Raw genomic sequence first — 21,986 nt, forward strand, 5'->3', positions numbered from 1 at the left:
CACACGCCCCGCGTTCCGCCACCACCTTCTGGCGAAACCTATGACCCACAATCCGGGACGCGGACGGTGACCTCCGGGTTGTCCACCAGCGGTTGCACCGGTACGACGGCCTCACCGGGCCAGGTGGGTTCGGTGGCGAAGACCTTCACCGTGACCGTCTTGCCGGGCGGCACCTGCACCATCGCACCCACATAGGGATGCCCGCCGAGGGTGCCGTCCTGGTAGAGGACCTCCTGGTCGTCGACGAACACGCCCTTGACGGTGGCGCCCTTGCTGAGCAGGAACTCCACGTTGCTCAGCGCGGTGCCCTTGTCGATCGGGAAGGCAGTGCCGTTGGGGGCGATCACGTAGTCGGGCAGTGACAGGTCGTCGAGGGTGTTGGTGAGCTGCATGGTGATCACCGAATCCCGCTTGTCGCTGCTGCATCCGGCCGCCACGTACTCGAGCTTGCGCCGCAGGTAGTAGTCGAGCTTGTTGCCGCCGGCATTCTGGATCGTCACCGACGCATACGGTGCGTCGACGTCGCCGATCTCGTGGCCGAGGTTGGTGGTCTGCAGGATCTTCTCTTCGTCGGGATCGGTGCTGTACACCATGATCCGTCGTTCGTGTACCCCGCGCCCGAGCGCTTCGAGCAGCGCCGACGTGTCGCCCTTGAACGTCGACAGCTGCTTCACCGCGGCCTTGGAGATCGACTGCAGGTAGTCCTTGCGGGCCTGGTTGTTGTCGGCGAAGCGCTCATACGACGTCGACAGCGTGATCGGTACGACGTTGTCGGCGGTGATCTTCTCCCCGCCCGGCAGGGTCAGCGGGCCGGTCACCTTCAGCACATAGCTGAGCGCGATGGGGTCCAGCGCGATCGCACCGTCGAGCTGCTCGCCGGTCACCTCGTGCCAGTTCGCGATCCAGATCTGTGCCGCATCAGGGAAACTCGGCGACATGTTGGCATTCCGGAAGTCTGTGTACGGACGGAAGGTGGCATACAGACTGTTGAAGTCGGAGCCCAGATCGGTCTGCGGGGTGGTGGGATACCGGAAGTCGTTGTTGGCGCCGAGTTCCGGGGCGGTCAGCCGCCCGTTGGTGGCATTGAGGATGGCGAAACCACCGACCAGACCACCGGTACCGCGGGACTCCGACGGTGTCTGCAATGCGACGAAGTAGTTGCGAGGTCCGTCCGCGCCGGTCATCGCCGGAAGCAGTTGCGCCGCAACATTGGACCCGTTCAGGGTGCCGGATGCGTCGTGGACCAGGCCGTACAGTTCGTCGCGGGCGTCGGCGACCTGCCCCAGCCAGCTCGGATCGATCCCCTCCACCCGGGTGACGTAGACGTCGGATGCGGCGGCCAGCTTCGCCAGCTGCGGCTGGGCGGCGGCGAGTGGAGCGGTGTCGATGGTGTCACCCCGACGCAGCTCCGACGGGTCCAGGGCCGCACCGAGATCCGCGGTGGGCACCAGCACCTCGGTGGCGAAGTCGGCGACGGTGTCGCTCATCTCCTGCACCGACTTCAGCGGAGAGCCGAGCAACGGCACCGACGCCGCCGCCGCCCACACCACACCGTGCGCCCGATCGGAGGCACTCTTCGCCGACGACGCCGCCGCCTGCGCACGACTCGTCGCCGCATCCTGATCACCGCTGAGCACCGCCTTGCGTGCGGCATTGGCGTCGACCCGCGCAGCCTCGAGATCGGACTTGATCCCGAACGCCGAGTACGCCAGCCAGCCCACCACGACGACGATCAGCGCCACCACGATGCCGCTACCGATCAGAATCCTGCGACGACGGTGACTCCCGCCCACGGCGCCATCCTTGGTGTCTTCCCCGCCTGAAGCACTGCTGTTGGCGGTCGCCCCACCCGAGGCACCGCTGTTGCCGGTCGCCCCACCCGAGGCACTGTCATTGGTGGTCGACCCACCCGAGGCGCCGCTGTTGGTGGTTGCCCCACCCGAGGCGCTGCTGTTGCCGGTCGCCCCACCCGAGGCACTGTCATTGGTGGTCGCCCCACCCGAGGCGCCGCTGTTGGTGGTCGCCCCACCCGAGGCACTGTCATTGATGGTTGAGCCGGTCGAGGCGCTAGCCGAGGCCGTGTCGAAACCTCCGTCACCCGAGGCACCTAACGCACCCAACGCCCCCACCCGCCCGAGCACTTCCCCATCTCCGCCCAGCCACGCGGCAACCGACCCGACAAGCGGTTCGATCTCGGCAAAGCAGCGTTCGAACTCGGCTGTGGGTTTGCCCATGGGGTCGGCGATGTCGAGGTCGTCGGCGTTGGTGTCGACCCGGCCGCGGTCGGCGACCAGCTCCGAGAGTCCCTCCGCGTCGGCGGGCGCATCGCCGAGCAGTTTGACGAACTCGGCGAGGGTGAACATCCGGCGCCACCTGGCCGGGAGTGCACGCTGGCAGGCGGCACGGTGTTCGCGGGTCATGGTGAGCACCAGGTCGGATTCTTCGAGGATCTGCGGACGCAGGTACCGCGACTCGAATCCCGCTGCGTCATAGCCGTGTTCGGTGAGTACCTCCACCGACGACGGGTGCATCGGCTGCCCGTTGGCCGCACCCACTCCGGCGCTGGTGACCGTCACCTGCGCGCCACTCCAGGCGGCGAGGTCGCGCAGCACCCGCTCACCGATCGGTGACCGGCAGATGTTGCCGGTGCACACGAACAGGATCGACGTCGGACGGTCCTCCGGTGCGCTCACAGCTGCTCCTCCTCGAGTAGTCGCGCAAGTGTTTTCAGTACCCCTGGGTCACCCAGCTCGGCGTGGCGGGCGTCCACACGGACCACCTCGACCCCGTCTCCGACCTCCCGTGCCCACGCGTCCGGGTCGGGATTCTCCGCGGCCGCGAGATACAGAACCTTACCCACTCCCGCGGTTACCAGCGCGTAGCCTCGGGCGGCGGCAGCCAGCGCCTCGGATCGTTCGTCGAAGCGCCGCACCGCGTCGGGGTCACACTGCAATGCCGCCTGCCGCAGCGGCGATTCCCCGTGCAGCTCGTCGTCGGGAGCGCTCTGCAGTTCGGCGGGGGTACGCGCGTCGAGTAGCGCGAGGTGGGTGACCTGCTCACCGGCGTCGACGAGCTGTCGGGCCACCTCGTGGGCGATGAGTCCGCCCAGCGACCAGCCCACCAGCCGGTACGGTCCGCTCGGTTGCGCCGACCGTAGGGCCGCGACATGCCGTGCGGCGAGTTCGGGCAGGGTGGCCGGGAGGTCGAGCGTCGGGTCGACCAGTTCGGGCAGTTGCAGCCCCAGCACCCGCGTATGTTCCATCGCGTCGGCGAGCGGCCGGAACGGTTCGACTATCCCGGCCGCGGTGTGCACACACCACACGATCGGCGCATCGTCGGATTCGGTTGCCGGACCGGACAGCTCGACGACGCGGTCGTTGCTCATCCGGGTGGGGTCGACGATCAGTGCGGCGAGTTCGGCCGGTGTCGGGCGGGCGAACAGATCGGTCGCCGACAGCTGCACGCCCGTCCGCCGGGTGATCTCGTCACGCAGCAGCAGCATGGCCAGGGAGTTGCCGCCGGCGGCGAAGAAGTCGTCGTCGACGCCCACCGGCACCTCCAGGACGGCCTCGAACGACGCCACCAGCTCGGTCTCGGGACCCGGTGCGGGGGCGCGACGGGACTGCGCCCATTGCGGTTCGGGCAGGGAGCGTTCGTCGAGTTTGCCTGCGCCGGTACGGGGTAGCTCGTCCACCACGACGATCTGCGCGGGCACCATGTGCCGCGGCAGGCCCGCACGGCATGCGGCCCGTAGGGCCACGGTCGACACGGTCGGCGCAGTCACATACGACACCAGGGCGGGTCCGGCCGGGCCGTCCCGCAGCACGGTGGCCGATCCGGTTGCCCCGGCACCGGTCAGCACGGCGTCGATCTCGGCCGGTTCGACGCGCTGCCCACGGATCTTGATCTGCCGATCCGCGCGCCCGACGTACACCAGCTCCATCGCCGGCTCCCCGACCCCCGTTGACCGGGCGCTCGCTTCCGTTGACCGGGCGCTCGCTTCCGTTGACCGGGCACCCGTTTCCGTTGACCGGGCCCCAGATCCCGTCGACCGGGCGCTCGATTCCGTTGACCGGGCGCCCGTTTCCGTCGACCGGGCACCGGCGACGCTCTCCCACCGCACGAGGTCGCCCGTCCGGTACATCCGACGTCCATCGGGTCCGGCGACGAAGTGTGTTGCGGTGAGTGCCGGGTCACCGAGGTAGCCACGGGCGACGCCGCTTCCCGAGACATACAGTTCACCCACCACGCCGGGCGGTACGGGGCGCAGCCACGGGTCGAGCACGATGCACCCGACGCCGGGCACCGGCCGTCCGATCCGCACCGGATCACCCGGGCGGTAGTGCCCGGTGGATACGGTCACGGTGGTCTCGGTGGGCCCGTAGATGTCGATCACCTGCGCATACGGCGACCACAGATCGGCGAGGTCGGTGGTCAGCGCCTCACCGCCCATGTACACCAGACGCAACGAGGTGATGGCCGCCGGATCGAGCGTGCGGATCACCGACGGCGTGGCGGTGAAGACGCTGACCCGCTGATCCCGCAGCCACGCGGTCAGCTCCGGGCCGCCGATGATCTGTGCGGGCACCACGGCAAGCGTCGCCCCCGTCGCCAGCGGCAGCAGCATGTCGTGGAAGGTCGCATCGAATCCGGGGCTGATCGTCATGCCTACGCGATCGCGGTCGCGCACGTCCCCGAGCCCGGCGATGCGGTGCACGCCCCGATGGCTGACGCCCACCGGATTCGGTGCGCCGGTGGTCCCCGACGTCGTGATGATGTAGGCCAACGCATCTGGCGACACCCGCGTGATCGGTTCCGGCACAACCCGGTCGACGGGTCGTCGGGGGATGTCGTCGGCGTGGATCACCCGGGCACCCGACGCCGACACGATCTGGGCGAGCCGCGACGCCGGATAGCTCACATCCAGTGGGACACACACCGCACCGATGCGGCTGATCGCCCAGATCGCCACCACCGATTCGATCGAGCGCGCCACCCCGACGGCCACCGCATCACCGGCACCGAATCCCTTGTCGCGCAGCGCTCGCGCAGTCACCGACACCCAGTCGTCGAGGCCCCGATAGGTCAGTACCCGTTCTCCGTCGTCGACGGCGACCCGGCGCGGATACCGCGCCACGGCATCGGCGAGCAGATCGGCGAGCAACAGCGGCCGATCGGCATCGGTGGCGGTGGCGTGGGCGCGTACGGTGGCCCGTTCGTCGTCGCCGAGCAGATCCAGGCTCGCCAGGGTGCGCCCGGTGTCGCCCACCACGGCGTCGACGGCGGCCAGTATCCGCGCACCGAGGGCATCGATCATGTTCTCGTCGAACAGGTCTCGTGCGTACTCCAGGCGAAGGCGTCGGCGTCCGCGGTCGTCGACGGCGATCACGTGCAGGTCGAACTCGCTGCGGGCGGCGATCACGTCGTCGAAGGCGCCGGGCGTCACAGTGTCCGGTCCTGCGGTGATGCTGGAGAACGCCACCTGTACCAGCGGGTGCCGTCCGGGTTCGCGGACCGGGTCCACCGCCGCCACGACGTCGTCGAAGGCGGTGAGCGCGTGATCGAAGGCGGCCAGGTCGGCGTCGCGCACCGCGGTCACCCAGTCGCCGATGCTGACGCGACCGGGAATCCGGTTGCGCAACACCACGGTGGAGACCAGCATGCCGACGACGTCGGCGGCATCGGTGTCGCGGCGCATCGACGCCGGGGTGGCCACCGCCACGTCGTCGACACCGGCCTGCGCACCGAGTGCCAGCGCGAGCGCGGCGTGCAGCACGTGGAAGTCGGTGGCGCGCAGGGTTTGTGAGGTCTCCCCGATCCGTTGTGAGCGATCCCCGCCGAGCGCTATGTCCACGCTTGCGGTGAGCAGGTCGCGGGCCGCCGGACGGTGCGGCACCAGGTCGAGCCGGCCGCTGTAGCCGTCGAGGGTCTGCCGCCAGAACGCGAGGTCGGCGGTGTGGGTGCGCGCCTGCTCGTCGATCATCCGTGCCGACACCGCATCGAATCCCAGCGGTGCCGGGCCCAGGTCGCCACCGTTGAGCAGGATGCCCAGCTCGGTGGCCACCACCGCCGCCGATTCTCCGTCGAAGGCGATGTGGTGGGCCACGATCACCACCGCCGAGGAGGTGCCATCGACCAGAATCCAGGCCCGTACCGGTGGTTCCGCCTCGAGGTCGAAGGGCCGGCCGAACACCGACAGCAACGCCTCCGGGTCGGTGGTCCCCGCCCCGAAGTGCGCGATCGCCACCCGCCGCAGCTCGGGGAGCCAGCCGGGTATGACGCGCTGCCGCGGCCCGTCGGCACTCGACGGGTAGTGGGTGCGCAGCGCGGGATGACGGTCGACGACGTGCGCGATCGCCGCGGCCACACGCTGGTCGTCGACGCCGTCGGGCACCGGAACCACCACGGGCACGGCATAGATCGACAGCGGCCCGAGCATCTGCGCGGTGACCCACATCCGACGCTGTGTCGGCGCGAGCGGAAGGTCGACGCCGGCCGCCACCACCGGGGTGGAGATCTCCGGTTCGGCCGCCAGGCCGTCGACGGCCACCGCGAGCAGCGCCGGGCTGGGATTCTCGAACAACAGGCGGGTCGGGACGCGGACACCGAGTTCGCGGCCGAGCGCCGAGGTCACCCGCGTCGCCGACAGCGACGACCCGCCGATCGAGAAGAAGTCATCATCGGCACCAACGGCATCGACGCCGAGCACCTCGGCCATGATCGCGGCAACCAGCTCATCGCCATTGCCTCCCGAGGCGCAGCCCCTGCTGGTCGCCCCACCCGAGGCACTGTCATTGCCACCCGAGGCGTAGTTCTTGATGGTTGAGCCGGTCGAGGCACTGTCATTGATGGTTGAGCCGGTCGAGGCGCCAGCCGAGACCGTGTCGAAACCTCCGCCACCCGAGGCACCCAACGCACTGTCATTGCTACTTGAGCCATCCGAGGCGCAGTCATTGATGGTTGAGCCGGTCGAGGCGCCAGCCGAGGCCGTGTCGAAACCTCCGCCACCCGAGGCACCCAACGCACCCAACGCACCAAAAGCACGCCTCACCCCGACATCCCCCGAGGCAACCCGCTCCAAGACCTCCACAAATACGCGCAGGAACCGCGACGCCACCACGGCAGGCACTCGACCCGAGTGCACGACTCGAACGTCGAGCCCCGCCGGAGATCCACCCGACGCCGACAACACGACCTCGATGTCGTATTTCGCATCGACGACGTCGACAGCCGAATCCACCACCGACACCAGCTCCCCGACACCCGCCGACACCTCGGGCACCACGTCCTGGTTGACGAGAAGTACCGAGATCAGCGGGTCGCCACCGGCGGCATCGGGGCGGACGGCGCGCGCGACGGCCTCGTACGGCACCTCCGCGTGGGCGGCGGCACCCAGCGCCGCTTCGCGCACCACGCCGACGACGTCGTCGAACGGCGCATCGTCGGCGACGACGGTCCGGATCGCGACGGTGTTCACGAACATGCCGGCCACCGATTCCCATTCGGGAGCGCTGCGCCCGTGCACCGGTACGCCGACAACAACATCCCGTCGGCCGGTCCATCCACCGATCACCGATACCAGCGCGGCATGTGCCACGTGAAACATGCTCGCCGACAGCTCATCCGCACGTTCGGCGAGCTTCGATGCGACGTCGGCATCGAGATGTTCGACGATCCGTCCGGCCCGCCCGGCCGCAGGCCCCGACATCTCGAGCAGTCCCGGCAACCGCACCGGCTCCCCGACACCGTCGAGTACCGCACGCCAGTAGCCGATCTCCCGCGCATACCGGCTGTCCGGATCTGCGGGGTCACCGAGCCGCTGCGCCTGCCACAGCGTGAAGTCGGCATACGTCAACGCGGTTGTCGCCTCGATGGAACCCGTAGCGTAGCCACGCAGCAGATCCTCGAACAGCAGACGCATGGACCAGCCGTCGACGGCGATGTGATGCAACGACGCCGCGAGCACCCGATCGGTCTCCCCGTCGCCGTCCCGAACCACGAACAGCGCCACCCGGAATCCGGGTTCGACGGCCAGGTCGAACGGTGCCGCCAGGAACTCCTCGATCGCGTCGTCGACGTCGGCCGTGGCCACTTCCCGCACCGCCATCTGCGGTCCGGCGGCGAGCACCCGCTGCATCGGTTCCCCGGACACGTCCGGGTAGACGGTGCGCAGCACGGCATGCCGGGCGACGAGCGCATCCACCGCGGTGGTGAGCCGCTCGGCATCCACCGCGTCACCGAGCCGAAGCACCAGTGGCACATGGTAGGCCGTCGAGTCGGGATCGTAGCGATGGTGAATCCACATGCGCTGCTGCGGATATGCCAGGGGTACCGGCCCGTCGATCTCGCGGTGCACGATCAGATCGACTCCGTCGGAGGCCGCTTCGTCGTCGGCACCGCCGGACACCGTGAGTCGCGCGGCCACCCCGGCGACGGTGCGTGCCTCGAACAGCACTCGCACCCCGACGTCGATGCCGGTCGCCGCCGACAGCCGCGAGGTCACCTGCGTCGCCGACAACGATGTCCCGCCGATCCCGAAGAAGTCCGTGCCGGAACCGATCCCGGCGGGTTCCACGTCGAGCACCTCGGCCCACACCGCGGCCACGAGTTCTTGCGCGGCGCCGACGAGTTCCGACGCCGCGCCATCGGCCACCGGCTCGGGCAGCCGGGTCATGTCCACCTTGCCGTTGAGGCCGACGGGCAGTTCGTCCACCACCACGAGGTGGGTGGGAATGATGCTGCGCGGCAGCACTTGCGCTAGGCCGGTCCGTACCGCGGTGAGGTCGACGGTGTGGCCGGGGTCGGGCACCAGCCAGCTGACGAGGACCTTCTCGCCGCCGCCGTTGGCGCGGACCGCGGTGACCGAGGTGGCCACGCCGTCCTGCGCCGACACCGCGGCGTCGATCTCGGCCGGTTCCAGCCGGATTCCGCGGACCTTGACCTGGTCGTCGCTGCGCCCGTGGATCACCAGGGTGCCGTCGGTGCGCCGGTGGACGAGATCGCCGGTGCGGTAGCGGCGTCGGCCGTCGGGGCCGGCGACGAATGTGGTTGCGGTGCGCGCCGGGTCGTCGAGGTACCCGCGCGCCACGGCCGGCCCGGAGACGTACAGTTCGCCGATGGTGTGATCGCCCACCGGGCGCAGCGCCGCGTCGAGTACGTGGAGTCCGATGCCGGGCAGTGCCGCCCCGATCCCGATGCCGCCGATCCCGATGCCCCCGATGCCGTCGGCCCCGGTTTCGGCGGTGTCGAAGCGGATGGAGGTGACGGCCACGGTGGTCTCGGTGGGCCCGTACTCATTGGTGATCGAGCGTCCCTGCGTCCAGTCGCGCACCAGGCCCGCACCGAGCGGTTCACCGCCGACGGCGACGTGGCGCACACCGGGAACCTCGGCCGGGTCGAGGGTGGCGAGCACCGACGGGGTGGTGAACAGCATGCTCACGGCAGTGTCGGTGATCAGGTGGGTGAGGTCGTCGCCGGCGATCACCTCGGGCGGGCAGACCACGATGGTCGCGCCGGCCACCCGGACCGGCAGCAGCCCCATCAACTGCGCATCGAATCCTGGTGCGTAGGTGTGTAGTACACGATCGTCGGCCTGCAGGCCGAGGCGTTCGACGGTGCTCCGCGCGAATCCGGCGAGCCCCCGCTGGGTGACCTGCACCCCCTTCGGGGTTCCGGTGGTTCCCGAGGTGAAGGTGAGATAGGCCAGGTCGTCGGCCGTCAGCGGTCGCACACGTTCGCGCGCATCGAACGGCATCTCCGACGACGCCCACACCGTCTCGTCCACCACGATCACCGGGGCGTCTGCGGGCACCGTGGCAGCGTCGAGGGTCAGTACGGCGGCCGGGCGGGCGCGGGTGATGATCATCCGACGCCGGTCGTCGGGGTCGGTCGGGTCGACGTTGACGAAGGCCGCTCCGGTGCGGGCCACCGCCAGTGAGGTGACCACGGCGACCGCCGACCGCCGAAGGTGTTGCACCACCACATCACCGGGGCCGATTCCCCGGGCGATCAGCAGGCGTGCCAGCCCGGCCGATGCCGCATCGAGTTGGGCGTTGGTCAGTTGCGGACCGTATCCGGGCACCGGGTGACGCGTGTCCACCACGGCGAGGGCATCGGGAGCCGTCCGTAGTCCGCTCTCCAGCAGTGCGGCAAGCATGTCCGGCGCCGCCGCCTCGGGGACAACGCTCTCTGTCCCGGTCAGCAGCTCACCGACCACCCGATCCGGCTGTGCCACACCGCGAGACAGCAGTTCCACCACCGCCGCGCACAGTGCGTCCAGGCGGGCGGCGGTGGCGACGGTGTCGCGGCAGGTCATGGTGAGGTGCAGGGCACCGCCGCTGCGGTGCACCGACACGTCCACCCCGTAGAGCGGGACGGCGAGGGCGGCGAGGTCATCGGCCGAGAGTCCGCCGGGGCCTGCGTCGTTCGCGAACAGGTCGTCGGGTACCGCGCCGAGGGACACCTCGAACAGCGGGGTGCCGGCGCGGGCTCGACCCGGGTCGGCCAGGGCGGTGATCTCGGTGAGCGGCAGGTCGGCGTGCGCGAAGGCCCCGACGTCGATGCCGGTGATCTCGCGCAGGAGTGCCCCGAAGGTGGCGTCGAGGTCGATCGGGGTGTGCAGCGGGACGCCGCGGGCGAACAGTCCGGGCAGTTCGGCCAGCAGCGGGTCGATCCGCCCGGACACCGCGGTACCGACGGTGATCACCCCGGCCCCGCTCTGCCGCGCGAGGACGGCGGCGAGGGCGGTGTGCACCACGATGAAACCGCTGGTGTGATGGTCGACGGCGAGGCGGTCGAGGGTGGCGGTGAGCTCGGCGTCGAGGGTGTGGCGGGCGCGGTGCACGGTGGTGGCGGCACCCCCGACGGCCTGCAGGTTCATGTCCGGGAGCCGCAGGGACGTCACGGGTTCGGCGAAGGCTGCGGTCCAGTGTGCGAGGAGCTCGTCGTGGCGGGCGGCGAGGGTCGCAGCACGCCACAGGCTGTACTGCCGGTAGCCGACGGGCGGTGCGGGCGGCAGTGTCCCGGCGAGTGCGGCCTGCAGGTCGGCGCGCAGGAGTGCGAGGGTCTCGCCGTCGGCGGCGATGTGGTGGACGACGCCGAGAATCCAGGCGCGCGGACCGGTGCCGGCATCGGTGATCTCGACGATCCGGATGCGCCACGGGAGCGCCGCGGCCAGGTCGAGCGGGGTGGCGACCTCGGTGAACACGGCCCCCAGCTCGGCCTCGTCGTGCACCCGGGTGACGGTGCAGTGCGTCGCGATGAAGGTGTCGAGTTCTTCGGTGCCCCAGCGCTGTTGGTAGGGAACGCCGTCGTGGCTGGGGTAGCTGGTGTGCAGCGCGTCGTGGCGGCCCAACACCTCGCGCAGGGCGGCGCCGAGGGTGGTGGCGTCGGCGGTGGTGGGCAGGGCGATGGGCAGCAGGTAGCCGGTGAAGTCGGGTTCGGCGCGCCACCGCAGCCACAGGTCGAGTTGTTCGGGGGTCAGCGGTAGCCGGTCGGGCTCGACGCGGTGCTCGGCGAGGGCCGGGAGCGGCTGCTCGGGGGTGGTGCCGATCAGGCGGGCGAGGCCTTCGATGGTGGCGTCGGCAAAGATGTCGGCCACACCGACGGCATGTCCGTCACGGTTGAGGGCGGCGGCCAGTCGTGCCGCCGAGAGCGAGGTTCCGCCTGCGGCAAAGAAGTTGGTGTGCGGGGTGAGCTCGCCGGCCATCTCGCCGACGATCTCGCGTACCGCGTCGGCGATGCTCTGCTCGTCGTCGGTGAGGGCCCGCGCGGTCTCGGTGTGGGTGGTCTCGGTGTGGGTGAGCTGGGCGAGCAGCGCGGTCTTGTCCACCTTGCCGGTGGGGGTGACCGGCCAGCCCTCGACGACGCCGATCCGTGCGGGGACGGCATGGGCGGGAAGCCGTGTGGCGCAGGCGGCGAGCAGGGCCGGTTCGGTGAGTCCGTCGAGTGCGTCGCGCTCGGCGAATCCGTCGGCGGTCGCAAACGCGACGAGCCGCTCGTCGCCGGGGCGCGCACCGGGCTGGACGAGGACGCGGACGTCACCGACCCCGTCGACGCCGCGCAGCGCGGCAGCCACTTCGCCGAGTTCGATGCGGTGCCCGCGCAATTGGATCTGGTCGTCGGAGCGGCCGAGGTAGGCGAGCACGCCGGGGGCGATCTCGCGGACACGGTCGCCGGTGCGGTAGCGGCGGGTGCCGTCGGGTCCGGCGACGAAGCGCGCGGCGGTGAGTGCGGGGGCGTTGAGGTAGCCGTGGGAGACGTGGGCTCCCGACACGTACAGTTCGCCGATCGCCCCCATCGGGACCGGGCACAGCCGGGCGTCGAGCACGGCCCACTCGACGTGGTCGAGCGGGGTGCCGATGACGCTGCGTTCGTCGGTCAGGTCGACCTCGGCGGTGGTGAGACCGACGGTGGTCTCGGTGGGACCGTACAGGTTGACCAGCCGGCAGTCGGGATGCGTTGCGGCCCAATGCCGCAGGGTGGCGGGTGCGAGGGCCTCGCCACCGAGGGTGACGACGCGGAGCGTGCTCAGTGCAGCAGCACCGACGACGGCCGGGTCGGTGAGTGCGGCGAATGCCGTCGGGGTCTGCGACAGCAGGGTGGCGCCGTGGCGGTCGAGGGTGGCGGCCAGGCGGCGCGGGTCGCGCAGCACCTCGGTGGACAACACCAGCACGGAGCCGCCGGAGGTCAACGCGCCGAAGATCTCCCACACGGAGAAGTCGAAGATGTGGTTGTGCGCCCACGTCCACACGTCGTCGGCGCGCGCACCGAGTCGGCCGAGCTCCGCATCGAGCAGTGCCGCAAGGTTGTCGAGGGTGACCACCACGCCCTTGGGCACACCGGTCGACCCGGAGGTGTGGATGATGTACGCCGCACCCGGCATGCGTTCGGCGGTCCCCAGGCCCGGGCCGTCGGTGATCTGCAGTCCGTCGCGCACGATCGCGGCCGGCTGCGTGGCCGCGAGGAGGTGTTCGATCCGCGTCGTCGGGTGGTCGGGGTCGATGGGTACGTAGGCGGCGCCGGCGATCAGGGTGCCGAGGATCGCGACGATGGTGTCGGCGGAGCGCCCCATGATCAGGGCGACGCGGTCGCCGTCACGGACCCCGCCCGCACGCAGACGTGCCGCGAACTCGTCGGCCCGCCCGACGAGTTCCCCATACGTCAGGTGTTCCCCATCGCCGACGACGGCCGCAGCCCCAACCGGATGCGAGCGGATCGCGGCCACCACGCCCACGCCACCATTGACGGTCGAGGCCCCGCTGTCGATGGTCGAGGCGCCGCCATTGACGGTCGAGGCGCCCGAGGCGCAGCCATTGATGGTTGAGCCGGACGAGGCGCTAGCCGAGACCGTGTCGAAACCTCCGTCACCCGAGGCACAGCTATTGATGGTTGAGCCGGACGAGGCGCAGCTATTGATGGTTGAGCCGGTCGAGGCGCTAGCCGAGACCGTGTCGAAACCTCCGCCACCCGAGGCACAGCCATTGATGGTTGAGCCGGACGAGGCGCTAGCCGAGACCGTGTCGAAACCTCCGTCACCCGAGGCACCCAACCCACACGACAAACCCAACCCACCCACACACGACACGAAGTATTCAACCATCGCGCGTCCAGCAGCAGCGTCGACAACTCCACCGGCAACAACCAGCGTCACCAGCGGCGATTCCCCGTCGTCGACAACAAGTTCCAGCGGAACGCGCGCATGGTATGTCCGCAATCCCTCGAATGCGCGCACCGCACCGGCACCACCAGATGGGGGTGCCACGTCTACGCCGTGATAGGCGAACACCACATCGGGTAGCCCGCTCGGTGCGGTCGCGGCGCGTTGTACGGCCTTGCCGACCACTCCCCCGACGCGGCGCAGTGCGGTGTCGACGTCCATCTCCCGCACCCCGGTGACCCGTACTGGAACGGTCTGCACATACATGCCGACCTGTTGCAGTTCGTCCGATGAGCGCCGGTCGGCGACGGGCATGCCGAAGACGACGTCGTCGGTGTCACAGAACACCGAGAGTGTCTGTGCGAGGGCCACACTGAGCAGCGTGTTGAGGGTGGTGCCTGCCTGCTGCGCGCGTGCTTCGGCGCGGCGCCGTACCTCGGGGTCGATGTGCCGGGTCAGATAGGTGGCGGGACCGTAGGTGAGTCCGTTCTCTGTGCGCTGGGCCGGTTCCGGCAGCGAGAGCCGTTCCGGCGCACCGCGCAGGGCACGCATCCAATACAGTCCGCTGGCGCCGGTGTCCGACGATGCGCGCGCTTCGAGGGTGGCGCCGAATCCGATCGGTTCGTCTGCCCATTCCGGGGCGCGTCCGGCGGTGCGGGCGTCGAGGGCGATGGTGAAGTCGCCGAGCACGATCGGCACCGACCATTCATCGATGGCGATGTGGTGGGCCACCAGCACCAGCTCGACGGTGTCGCCGGATGTGTCGATCACCGCCCGCCATGGGAGGTCGACGGTGAGGTCGAAGGGTGCGGCGACGGCGCGTTCGGTACCGGCGACGTCGAGGATGCCTTCGCTGATCGGTGCGGTCGCCCGGAGTCCGTCGGTATCGCGGATGCGCGCAACGGGTTCGCCGTCGACGTCGGGGTGGATCGTCCGGAGTGCTTCGTGTCGGATGGCGACGTCGATCAGTGCGGCCCGTACGGCCGACACCTCCACGCCGGCCGCCACGGTGAGGTGCAGTGGGAGGTGGTAGACGATGGCGTGCGGGTCGGCGCGGTTGAGCAGCCAGATCTCGTGTTGGGTGCGGGTGGGCCGGTATTCGGGTTGTCCGTCGGCGGAGGTCCGACGCGGTGTGGCGGCGTCGATCGCGGTGGCGAGTTCGCCGAGGGTGGTGACGTCCACCAGGTCGCGCATGCTGACCACGACGCCGAGCGCGGGCCCGAGTTGCACGGCCAGTTGCATGAACGCCAGCGAGGTGGCGCCGAGTTTGACCAGTTCGTCGTCCATGGATGGGTTGGTGACGCCGAGGATGTCGGTCACGGCGTCGGCGACGAGTCGTTCGGTGTCGGTCGCGGGGGCGCGGTAGGGCGCCGCGGGTTCGGGGGTTGCCGCGATCCGTTCGGCGACGGCGGGTCGGTCCAGTGTGCCGGCGTCATCGACCGGCAGCGTGTCGAGCACGGCGACGTGGCGGGGCCACAGTACTTGCGGGAGTGCACCGTTCACGCGTCGGCGTACTGCCGCGCGTACCCGGGAACGGTCGGCGTCGCGCTGCGCCACGATTCCCACGGCCAGCTCATCGCCACGGTCGACGATCACCACGTCGACGACGCCGTCTGTGGGTGCTGCGGTGCGGGCGAGTTCGGCGGTGTCCACGCGGATGCCTTGCGGGAACACGATCTCTCCGGGCCGATGGTCCACCACGACGGTCCCGGTGCCCGCCTCGAGGTGGCCGCGATCGCCGGTGCGCCACATTCGGTGCGCGGGGCTCCACGGGCAGTCGACGAATGATCCTGTGGTGATCCCTGATTCGTCGGCATAGCCCAGCACCGGTGCGCCGATGACGTACAGCTCTCCGGTGATTCCGGGTGGTACGGGGCGGAGTCGGTGGTCGAGTACCACCGGTGTGCACGCCGTGGTGGTGGCTCCCCAGGGCAGCGGCCGGTCGAGTGGAATGTCGGCGTCCACCCGCGATGCGTTGGTGGCGCCGAGGAGTTCGGGGTGGCCGCCGAGGTCGTAGAGTCGATGGTCGCGGGCCACATGCGCGGCGAGTGCCGGGGAGAGCCGCTCGCCCAGCGTGATCACGGTGTGCGGGAGGGTCTCCGACGCCGCATTCGCCAGCCGGGTCGGGGTGGTGATCCAGTGGGTGGCTTCCGCCCGATCCGCGACCACCCGAACGCCGTACGCCGTGGACAGGACTCGGCCCAGTTCGGGCACCACGTCGATCGCAAGCGTGCCGCCGTCGGCGACGTCCTCGAAGGCTTCCGCCATCGAGGCGATGATGATCTCGACGGCCGTGGCCGGCATCTCCACCCGGGTTCCGGACACACCGCAAGTGAGCGAGAGACTGTCCGCGCCATGCGGGCCGCCCTCACTCTCGTTCTTGCGCTTGCGCCGCCGGAACCACCGCTTCGTCTGCAGCGACTCATCGACACTCTCCGACGACGCGGTCTCGTCAACAGCCACGGGATCCACGACGCGCGGCTCGTCGACCACCAGTGGCAGGTCGTCGACCAGCGTTTCGGGTGCGTCGAGGACGGCTTGGGCGAAGGTGTCGAGCATAGCCATGAACTGGCGATGATGCTCGGCGACCTCTGCCTCGTCATACCGGTTGGGGTTGGCGTCGAGGCAGAGCATCAGGCCGTCGGGGTCTCCGTCGCCGGCCTGGTTGTAGATGTTGATGGCGATGTCTTCGACGGGGCCGGTCGAGAGGACATGGTAGGTGGCGATGGCCTCGCCGCATTGGATCTGACGCTCGAACAGCATCAGATTGAGCATCGGTCCCGACCGCAGCTGGGCATCGGTGCGCGGGGTGCGACCGCTCTCTTCATCCGCCGCAACGTCGGCCCAGATCTCTTCACCTCGGAAACGCTGATGGCGCAACGCGCCCATCAGCGCGGTCCGGACACTCACCAGAGCGTCCGCGACGGTCTTCTCGGAGGTGACGCCGGTCCGCAGGGGAACCACGTTCGAGACAGGCAACGGCGTCCGCCGCAACGCAGCAGTGGTGCGTGCGGCCACCGGGAACTGGAAGATCACCTCGTCGCCACTGGCCACCCGGGCCATGTATGCCGAGCAGGCCGCCACGATCACGGCCGGCGGAATCGCCGAGTGCTGTTCGGCCACCTGCCGCAACAGAGCCATCGTCCGGTCGGGAACCGGTTCGGCGACACGCCGAGCTACCGCCTCAGGCCGAGCAACCCGCCGTGCCAACGATCGTGGAAGCCCAACGCCCTCCATCACCTCACGCCAGTACGCCCGATCGGTGCCATACCGCCGGGAGGCCCGGTACTCGGCATCAGCGCGAGCCGGAAGGTCCAAGTCCACCGGTTCGATCTCCGGCAACGGCTCGCCGGCAACCCCCGCCGAGTACGCGCGGAGGGCCTCACTCATCCGCTCCTTGCCGCCGTACCCGTCTGTGATCAGATGGTGGACACGGTTGTAGAGCAGGAAGTGTTCGTCGGCGAGCTGGAACAGGATGCCTCGTGCTGTTCGATCGACGCGAGGATCGACTGGGCGCGAATAGTCCTCTCGCATGGCCAGTACCGATATCCCCCGCGGATCAGCGTTTCCGCGAAGGTCAACTATCTCTGGCTGGTAGTGAAGATACCGGTCATAAACGCCCGACACTCCATCCACCGACTCCTCGAACCGCACCTGCATGAAGAGAGCAGCTCTAACTGCGTCACCAGTAAATCTCACGAAGTCCGCGATGCAAATCGGCCCCACAAGCTCTGCTACTTGCACCACGTTGAGCGGAACCAACCAATCCCCAGACTGGGCAGTCCAAACAGCACGCTGAGAACTATTCACCACAAACGAAGTTGGTTCACTCACCTGACAACTCACGTTCAAAACTCGTCATTGACGGACCAGCCAATCCGCACGCCAAAGGTAAACATCCTGATCAAACAAACGTCCACCAGATTGCCAGCGGCACCCTCTCCCTCGAATAAACAGCCTACGAACACGCCCAGCAGTCTTCAATAACGGAAGGAGACACGAATAACCCTCACGAGAATTCACGCCCTGACTTTTGAGGGACTACCGTACTCATATGAATAGGCACCCTCACCCGGCATCACGCCGTTAAGAACCAAACCACGAGGCTGCGAATCGGCAGCCGCCAACTCTTCTATCGCAGCATCAAGCTCAGCAATCTTGACCTTGCCAACTCGCGCAACCAGTAGAACAGAATCGCAGATTCTACTCAACAACGCAGCGTCCACAACAGGTATCACGGGAGGAGAATCAACAATGACATATTCAAAACGTTCCTCTAGCTTCGTGAAAAATCCACGCGCTCGTTCCGACGCCAGCAATTCAGATGGGTTCGGAGGACATTGCCCCCCAGCGATGACCTGCAGCGACGAGCCGGGCAAAGGTTTCTGAAGTGCATGATCCCAATCAATCTCGCCACGCAGACAATCCGATAGCCCAATCTCCGATGTCAGCCCAAGACGACGCGCAACAGCTGGCCGCCTCATGTCTGCATCGACTAGGACCACCGAACTACCAGACTCCGCGATCACTTTTGCCAAATTGACTGCCGTCGACGTTTTACCTTCGCCGGGCACCGCACTGGTTATCAGAATTGAACGAGCAGACCCATCAAACCCCAAGAAATCAAGGCTCGCCCTAAGCTTTCGATAACTCTCCGAGACCAAACTCGATCCCGTCGAGAAGTCAACACCGAGGCCATCGGAAACTGAAATATCCTCTGGGACCTCAACCAAAACAGGAACCCCAGTTACATCCGTAGCCTGCGAACGATCGCGCAGCTTGTTATCCAACCGATTGCGAACCACGACAACTGCTCCGCCCAGAACCAGACCAATCGCCGCACCGATAACACAATAGAGCCGAGTATTTGGACTCACTGGATCACCGTTCGGGACCGCTTCTGAAACAACCGTCAGTTTTGCCAGTGGCGAGCCGTCATCGCTCGGACGCTCCAACTCCGATACATACTCCACCATTGCGTTCGCCACACCGTTGGAAAGCGCAGCGGCGGCCTCCGGGGATTTGCCAGAACCAATGACCGTCAACAAGACAGTTCCCGGCTCCGTGGTCGCTCGAATCGACTCCCTAGCTTCGTCAACCGCGAGACCTGAACCTGCTCGACCAACCGCAAGACTCAGAATCGAGTCCGATCCTACGAGCTTGACGTACGAGCTCACACGCTGTTGCGACGCCAAGGAGCCTTGGTAGGCAGACTGCGCATTATCATCCGCACCCGATGTCACGTACAAAACCGACGACGACTCATACGTTGGGCTCTTTACGAAACTAAGAATCAATCCCAAACACGCACAAACCAAGATTGACGCCAGGACGATGTACCAACAAGATCGAATAATGTATGAGAAAGGGCGCCTCAAGACCACTCCCTCCTCCGAATCATCACCTTGTTCCCGCTCGACCATCACTGCCCTTTCCATACCTAGGAGGCCTCCAAACTAGCGCCTGAATTCAAGAACACAGAAACCAATTGACTGCCAATTTCTGAAGCCACTTCTAAGTCCGTCCTGAGACCAGCAGTCTCGCGGGCACTGTAACCCAGCCGGTACCTAAGGCCACCGTCTGATAGACGCAGCAGTTTGGCCGCCAGATCTGCCGAACTCCCAGCAGCGAAGGTCAAACCATTCACATCATCCAACACCCACTCAGCCGGCCCACCAATATCCGCAACAACCGTGGGCTTTCCACGCGAGAGATACTGCAGGACATTCTGTCCCAGCGGTTCAGGGCGAGTCGATGCTTGGATACAGATATCGAGCGAGTCAATAAACTCGGTCACATCATCTACGTGGCCTTCAAACCTAACCGAGCCGTCCAGGCCCAGCTCTAACACCATCTCCTCCAAGTGATCCCGCCAGGTCTGCTGCCCGAAGGCAGGAGCTCCGGCGAACAGCAGGACGCAACCGCTAGCGGCTAACCCCGTGTCAGCAAAAGCAGTCAGCAGGAGATCCTGCCCCTTCCAGTCATCCAACCGGGCAACCATCCCGATCCGCCGAACGTCCGATGACACTTCCGGCGCCGCGGGAACCCGGGGAACCCCTGATGGACTCGGCACTACCGTGGACTTACAACTGGAACGAATGAATGGAAGCACCGAACGCTCCGTATATCTCGAATTCGAAATAACAAAGTCTGCGCGCGGGAGCACAAATCGTGAGAAGATTGCGAATCCAAATCGACCCATTGAATCTCGCGTACACGTGTCGCGCATATGTACGCCAAAGACGCGGGAGCGGGCAAAAAGAACAGCAATCCTCCCATACACCGACGCTCTAGTAGTGTTAGCGAAGACCACGTCAGCATCGCGAAATTCGGCACTACCGCGAAGGGCCATGGCCATCCTGACCGCATTCCACAATAGTGCCAGCCCCAGAAAGATCGATTTCGAACCGCCTGGTGCTTGAGTTGGGCCACACTTAACCACCCGGATATCTGAACCCATACCGGAAAACGGATCACCAGTAGCATTCGATGCAGGAACAAATAGAAACGGTCTCCAGAGCAATCTGGAGTTCTCAAGGACACGACGCAGCGCTAATTCTGCTCCGCCAATTTCCAGGCTATGACTGAGGTGTGCAACCTTGATCAAGTTTTCGCTCCTTCTCTTCGAACGGATCGAATACTCAAAAATATGACAACCGAGTACCAGATCAAAAGAACAACGAATCCAGAAGAAAGCCCAGAGACCGCTCCGATATAGTCCCAGAATACCGCCCCAAACAGGGCGCCAATTACGGATAGTACCGCACATACCGCCGAGGCCAGGTAAACAACTCTTTGAAGCTTCAACGGGACCATACAGAGTAGCGCCACAGACTGACTCGAACAGATAACCGCGAAACAAATTCCCGAACAAAACAACTCGAGTAGCGTAAGCTCTACCTTCCCTGAAAAAAGAAGAGTGAGAACTAAGTTTCCTGCCAGAACCCAGCCGCAGATGAGTAACAATGCCATAGCGAAGGAGATTGCCCAAGCGTTTCGGACTGCCACTACTAGCGTGAACTGGGATCGACTCCGTCGCCCAGCCCACCCAGCCAGCGCCTGCGGACCAGCACTTCCCAAGTTGACAACCGCGCGTTGGAGCTGATCCGTGGCCGTATACAGAGGGAGAACAGCCGGGTTAGCGATTCCCACCACAACCGCGCCGGAATACATTCCTAGAGCACCAATCGTTCTGGAAATCCCGCCAAACGACTGCCGGCGGACCACCTTGAAGTCTTCACGATTGGGCAAGATCGTCCTGACGTGGGATATACCCACCGTGGAAGATACGTTTAGGATGATGATCACTATCGAAACCGCCACCATACAAGCAGAAAAACACCATAGCGCGCCACCTGCGATAATTATTCCCGCCCCCGCGAGATATCCGATTAAACGCGGAATCGCTTCATTTCGCAATAATAGAAATGGCTGCTCCGACCCTGCGTAATACCAGGAAAATGTCAATCCGTTCGCCGCAAAGAAGACGGAATACATGCCTGCACTGATCTGATAATTTGGCACGATCATCATCGAAATCAACACAGCGACTGGGGCTATCACGACGAGCACACCAAATCGAGAAGAGAAGCTTGACCTAGCAATCTCGATTTGTTCATCCTTGCGAGTACTGACGGCAGTCAGTTGAGCACCGACTATTGGCCACGCGAGAGCAATAGCGACGCCCGCTAGCGCGCCCACAGCCTGGCCCACGCCCAGTGCGGACCACCCGTCTGCGCCAAATCTTGAGCTCACGATTGGCAACACCACAAGTGCACTCACCGTGGAGATTAGTGGCACAATCAGGAAGGCGCCCCCTCGCCGACCCACTCGAAGGATTCGATGGGTCTTCCCCATCCGAACTTTCGTATCCACCGACTGGACGTTCATGATCTACCAGTCCGGCTTCTTTGTGTGAGCGCCAACCCGAGAACTAGAAGAATCATGGTACTCAGATAGACCGGGGCTAGCGAGCCAAACGGGCCTCTAAGCAAACCGTATTGTGCGACTGCTACATACGGCGCTATAATCGCCAACGCGCTTCCTGGAGAGCCTAGCCAACCGATGTCGATTCGGCTAATGATCACGCCTACAATCGCCATTAGCGCGAGCATTGGAACCAACCCGAATTCTAGATACAGCTCGGCATGAAGAGGCTCAGACAAGTTTGTAAAATCGTATCCACGTGCCTCTGCAATGTCTAGCGATGCCGGGTACATTTTCCCAGTCCAGATTGACCGTGGTACAAAGAACAAAACTCCAGAGAGTAGGTGCGCTCCGTATGTATGCCCGTAATCCTGGGTATAGAGAAGAGTGTTGACAATCTGCT

The 21,986-nt window shown here is 66.4% G+C and carries 5 protein-coding genes; all 5 read right to left on the minus strand.

Annotated elements, in window-relative coordinates; all coding sequences use genetic code 11:
- Nucleotides 1–38 precede the first annotated feature (38 nt).
- Nucleotides 39–2,693: a DUF4012 domain-containing protein gene (locus Q9K23_RS25175; protein ID WP_348533960.1), complete on the minus strand. Its 2,655-nt coding sequence runs from the start codon at nucleotides 2,691–2,693 to the stop codon at nucleotides 39–41.
- Nucleotides 2,690–17,317: a non-ribosomal peptide synthetase gene (locus Q9K23_RS07780; protein WP_152972942.1), complete on the minus strand. Its 14,628-nt coding sequence runs from the start codon at nucleotides 17,315–17,317 to the stop codon at nucleotides 2,690–2,692. The genes Q9K23_RS25175 and Q9K23_RS07780 overlap by 4 nt, the downstream gene beginning before the upstream one ends.
- Before the next feature lie 359 nt (nucleotides 17,318–17,676).
- A complete protein-coding gene (locus Q9K23_RS07785) occupies nucleotides 17,677–18,705 on the minus strand; it encodes a polysaccharide biosynthesis tyrosine autokinase (RefSeq protein WP_261978140.1) in 1,029 nt (342 codons plus the stop codon).
- A 392-nt stretch (nucleotides 18,706–19,097) separates the two neighbouring features.
- The gene (locus Q9K23_RS07790) at nucleotides 19,098–20,264 is read right to left on the minus strand and encodes a glycosyltransferase family 4 protein (protein ID WP_160319645.1); all 1,167 of its coding nucleotides are present in this window, start codon (nucleotides 20,262–20,264) and stop codon (nucleotides 19,098–19,100) included.
- Nucleotides 20,261–21,439: a hypothetical protein gene (locus Q9K23_RS07795; RefSeq protein WP_160319646.1), complete on the minus strand. Its 1,179-nt coding sequence runs from the start codon at nucleotides 21,437–21,439 to the stop codon at nucleotides 20,261–20,263. Before Q9K23_RS07795 ends, Q9K23_RS07790 begins: the two co-directional genes overlap by 4 nt.
- Nucleotides 21,440–21,986: the final 547 nt, after the last annotated feature.

This window comes from Gordonia sp. NB41Y (assembly GCF_030718915.1).
Lineage (GTDB): Bacteria > Actinomycetota > Actinomycetes > Mycobacteriales > Mycobacteriaceae > Gordonia > Gordonia desulfuricans.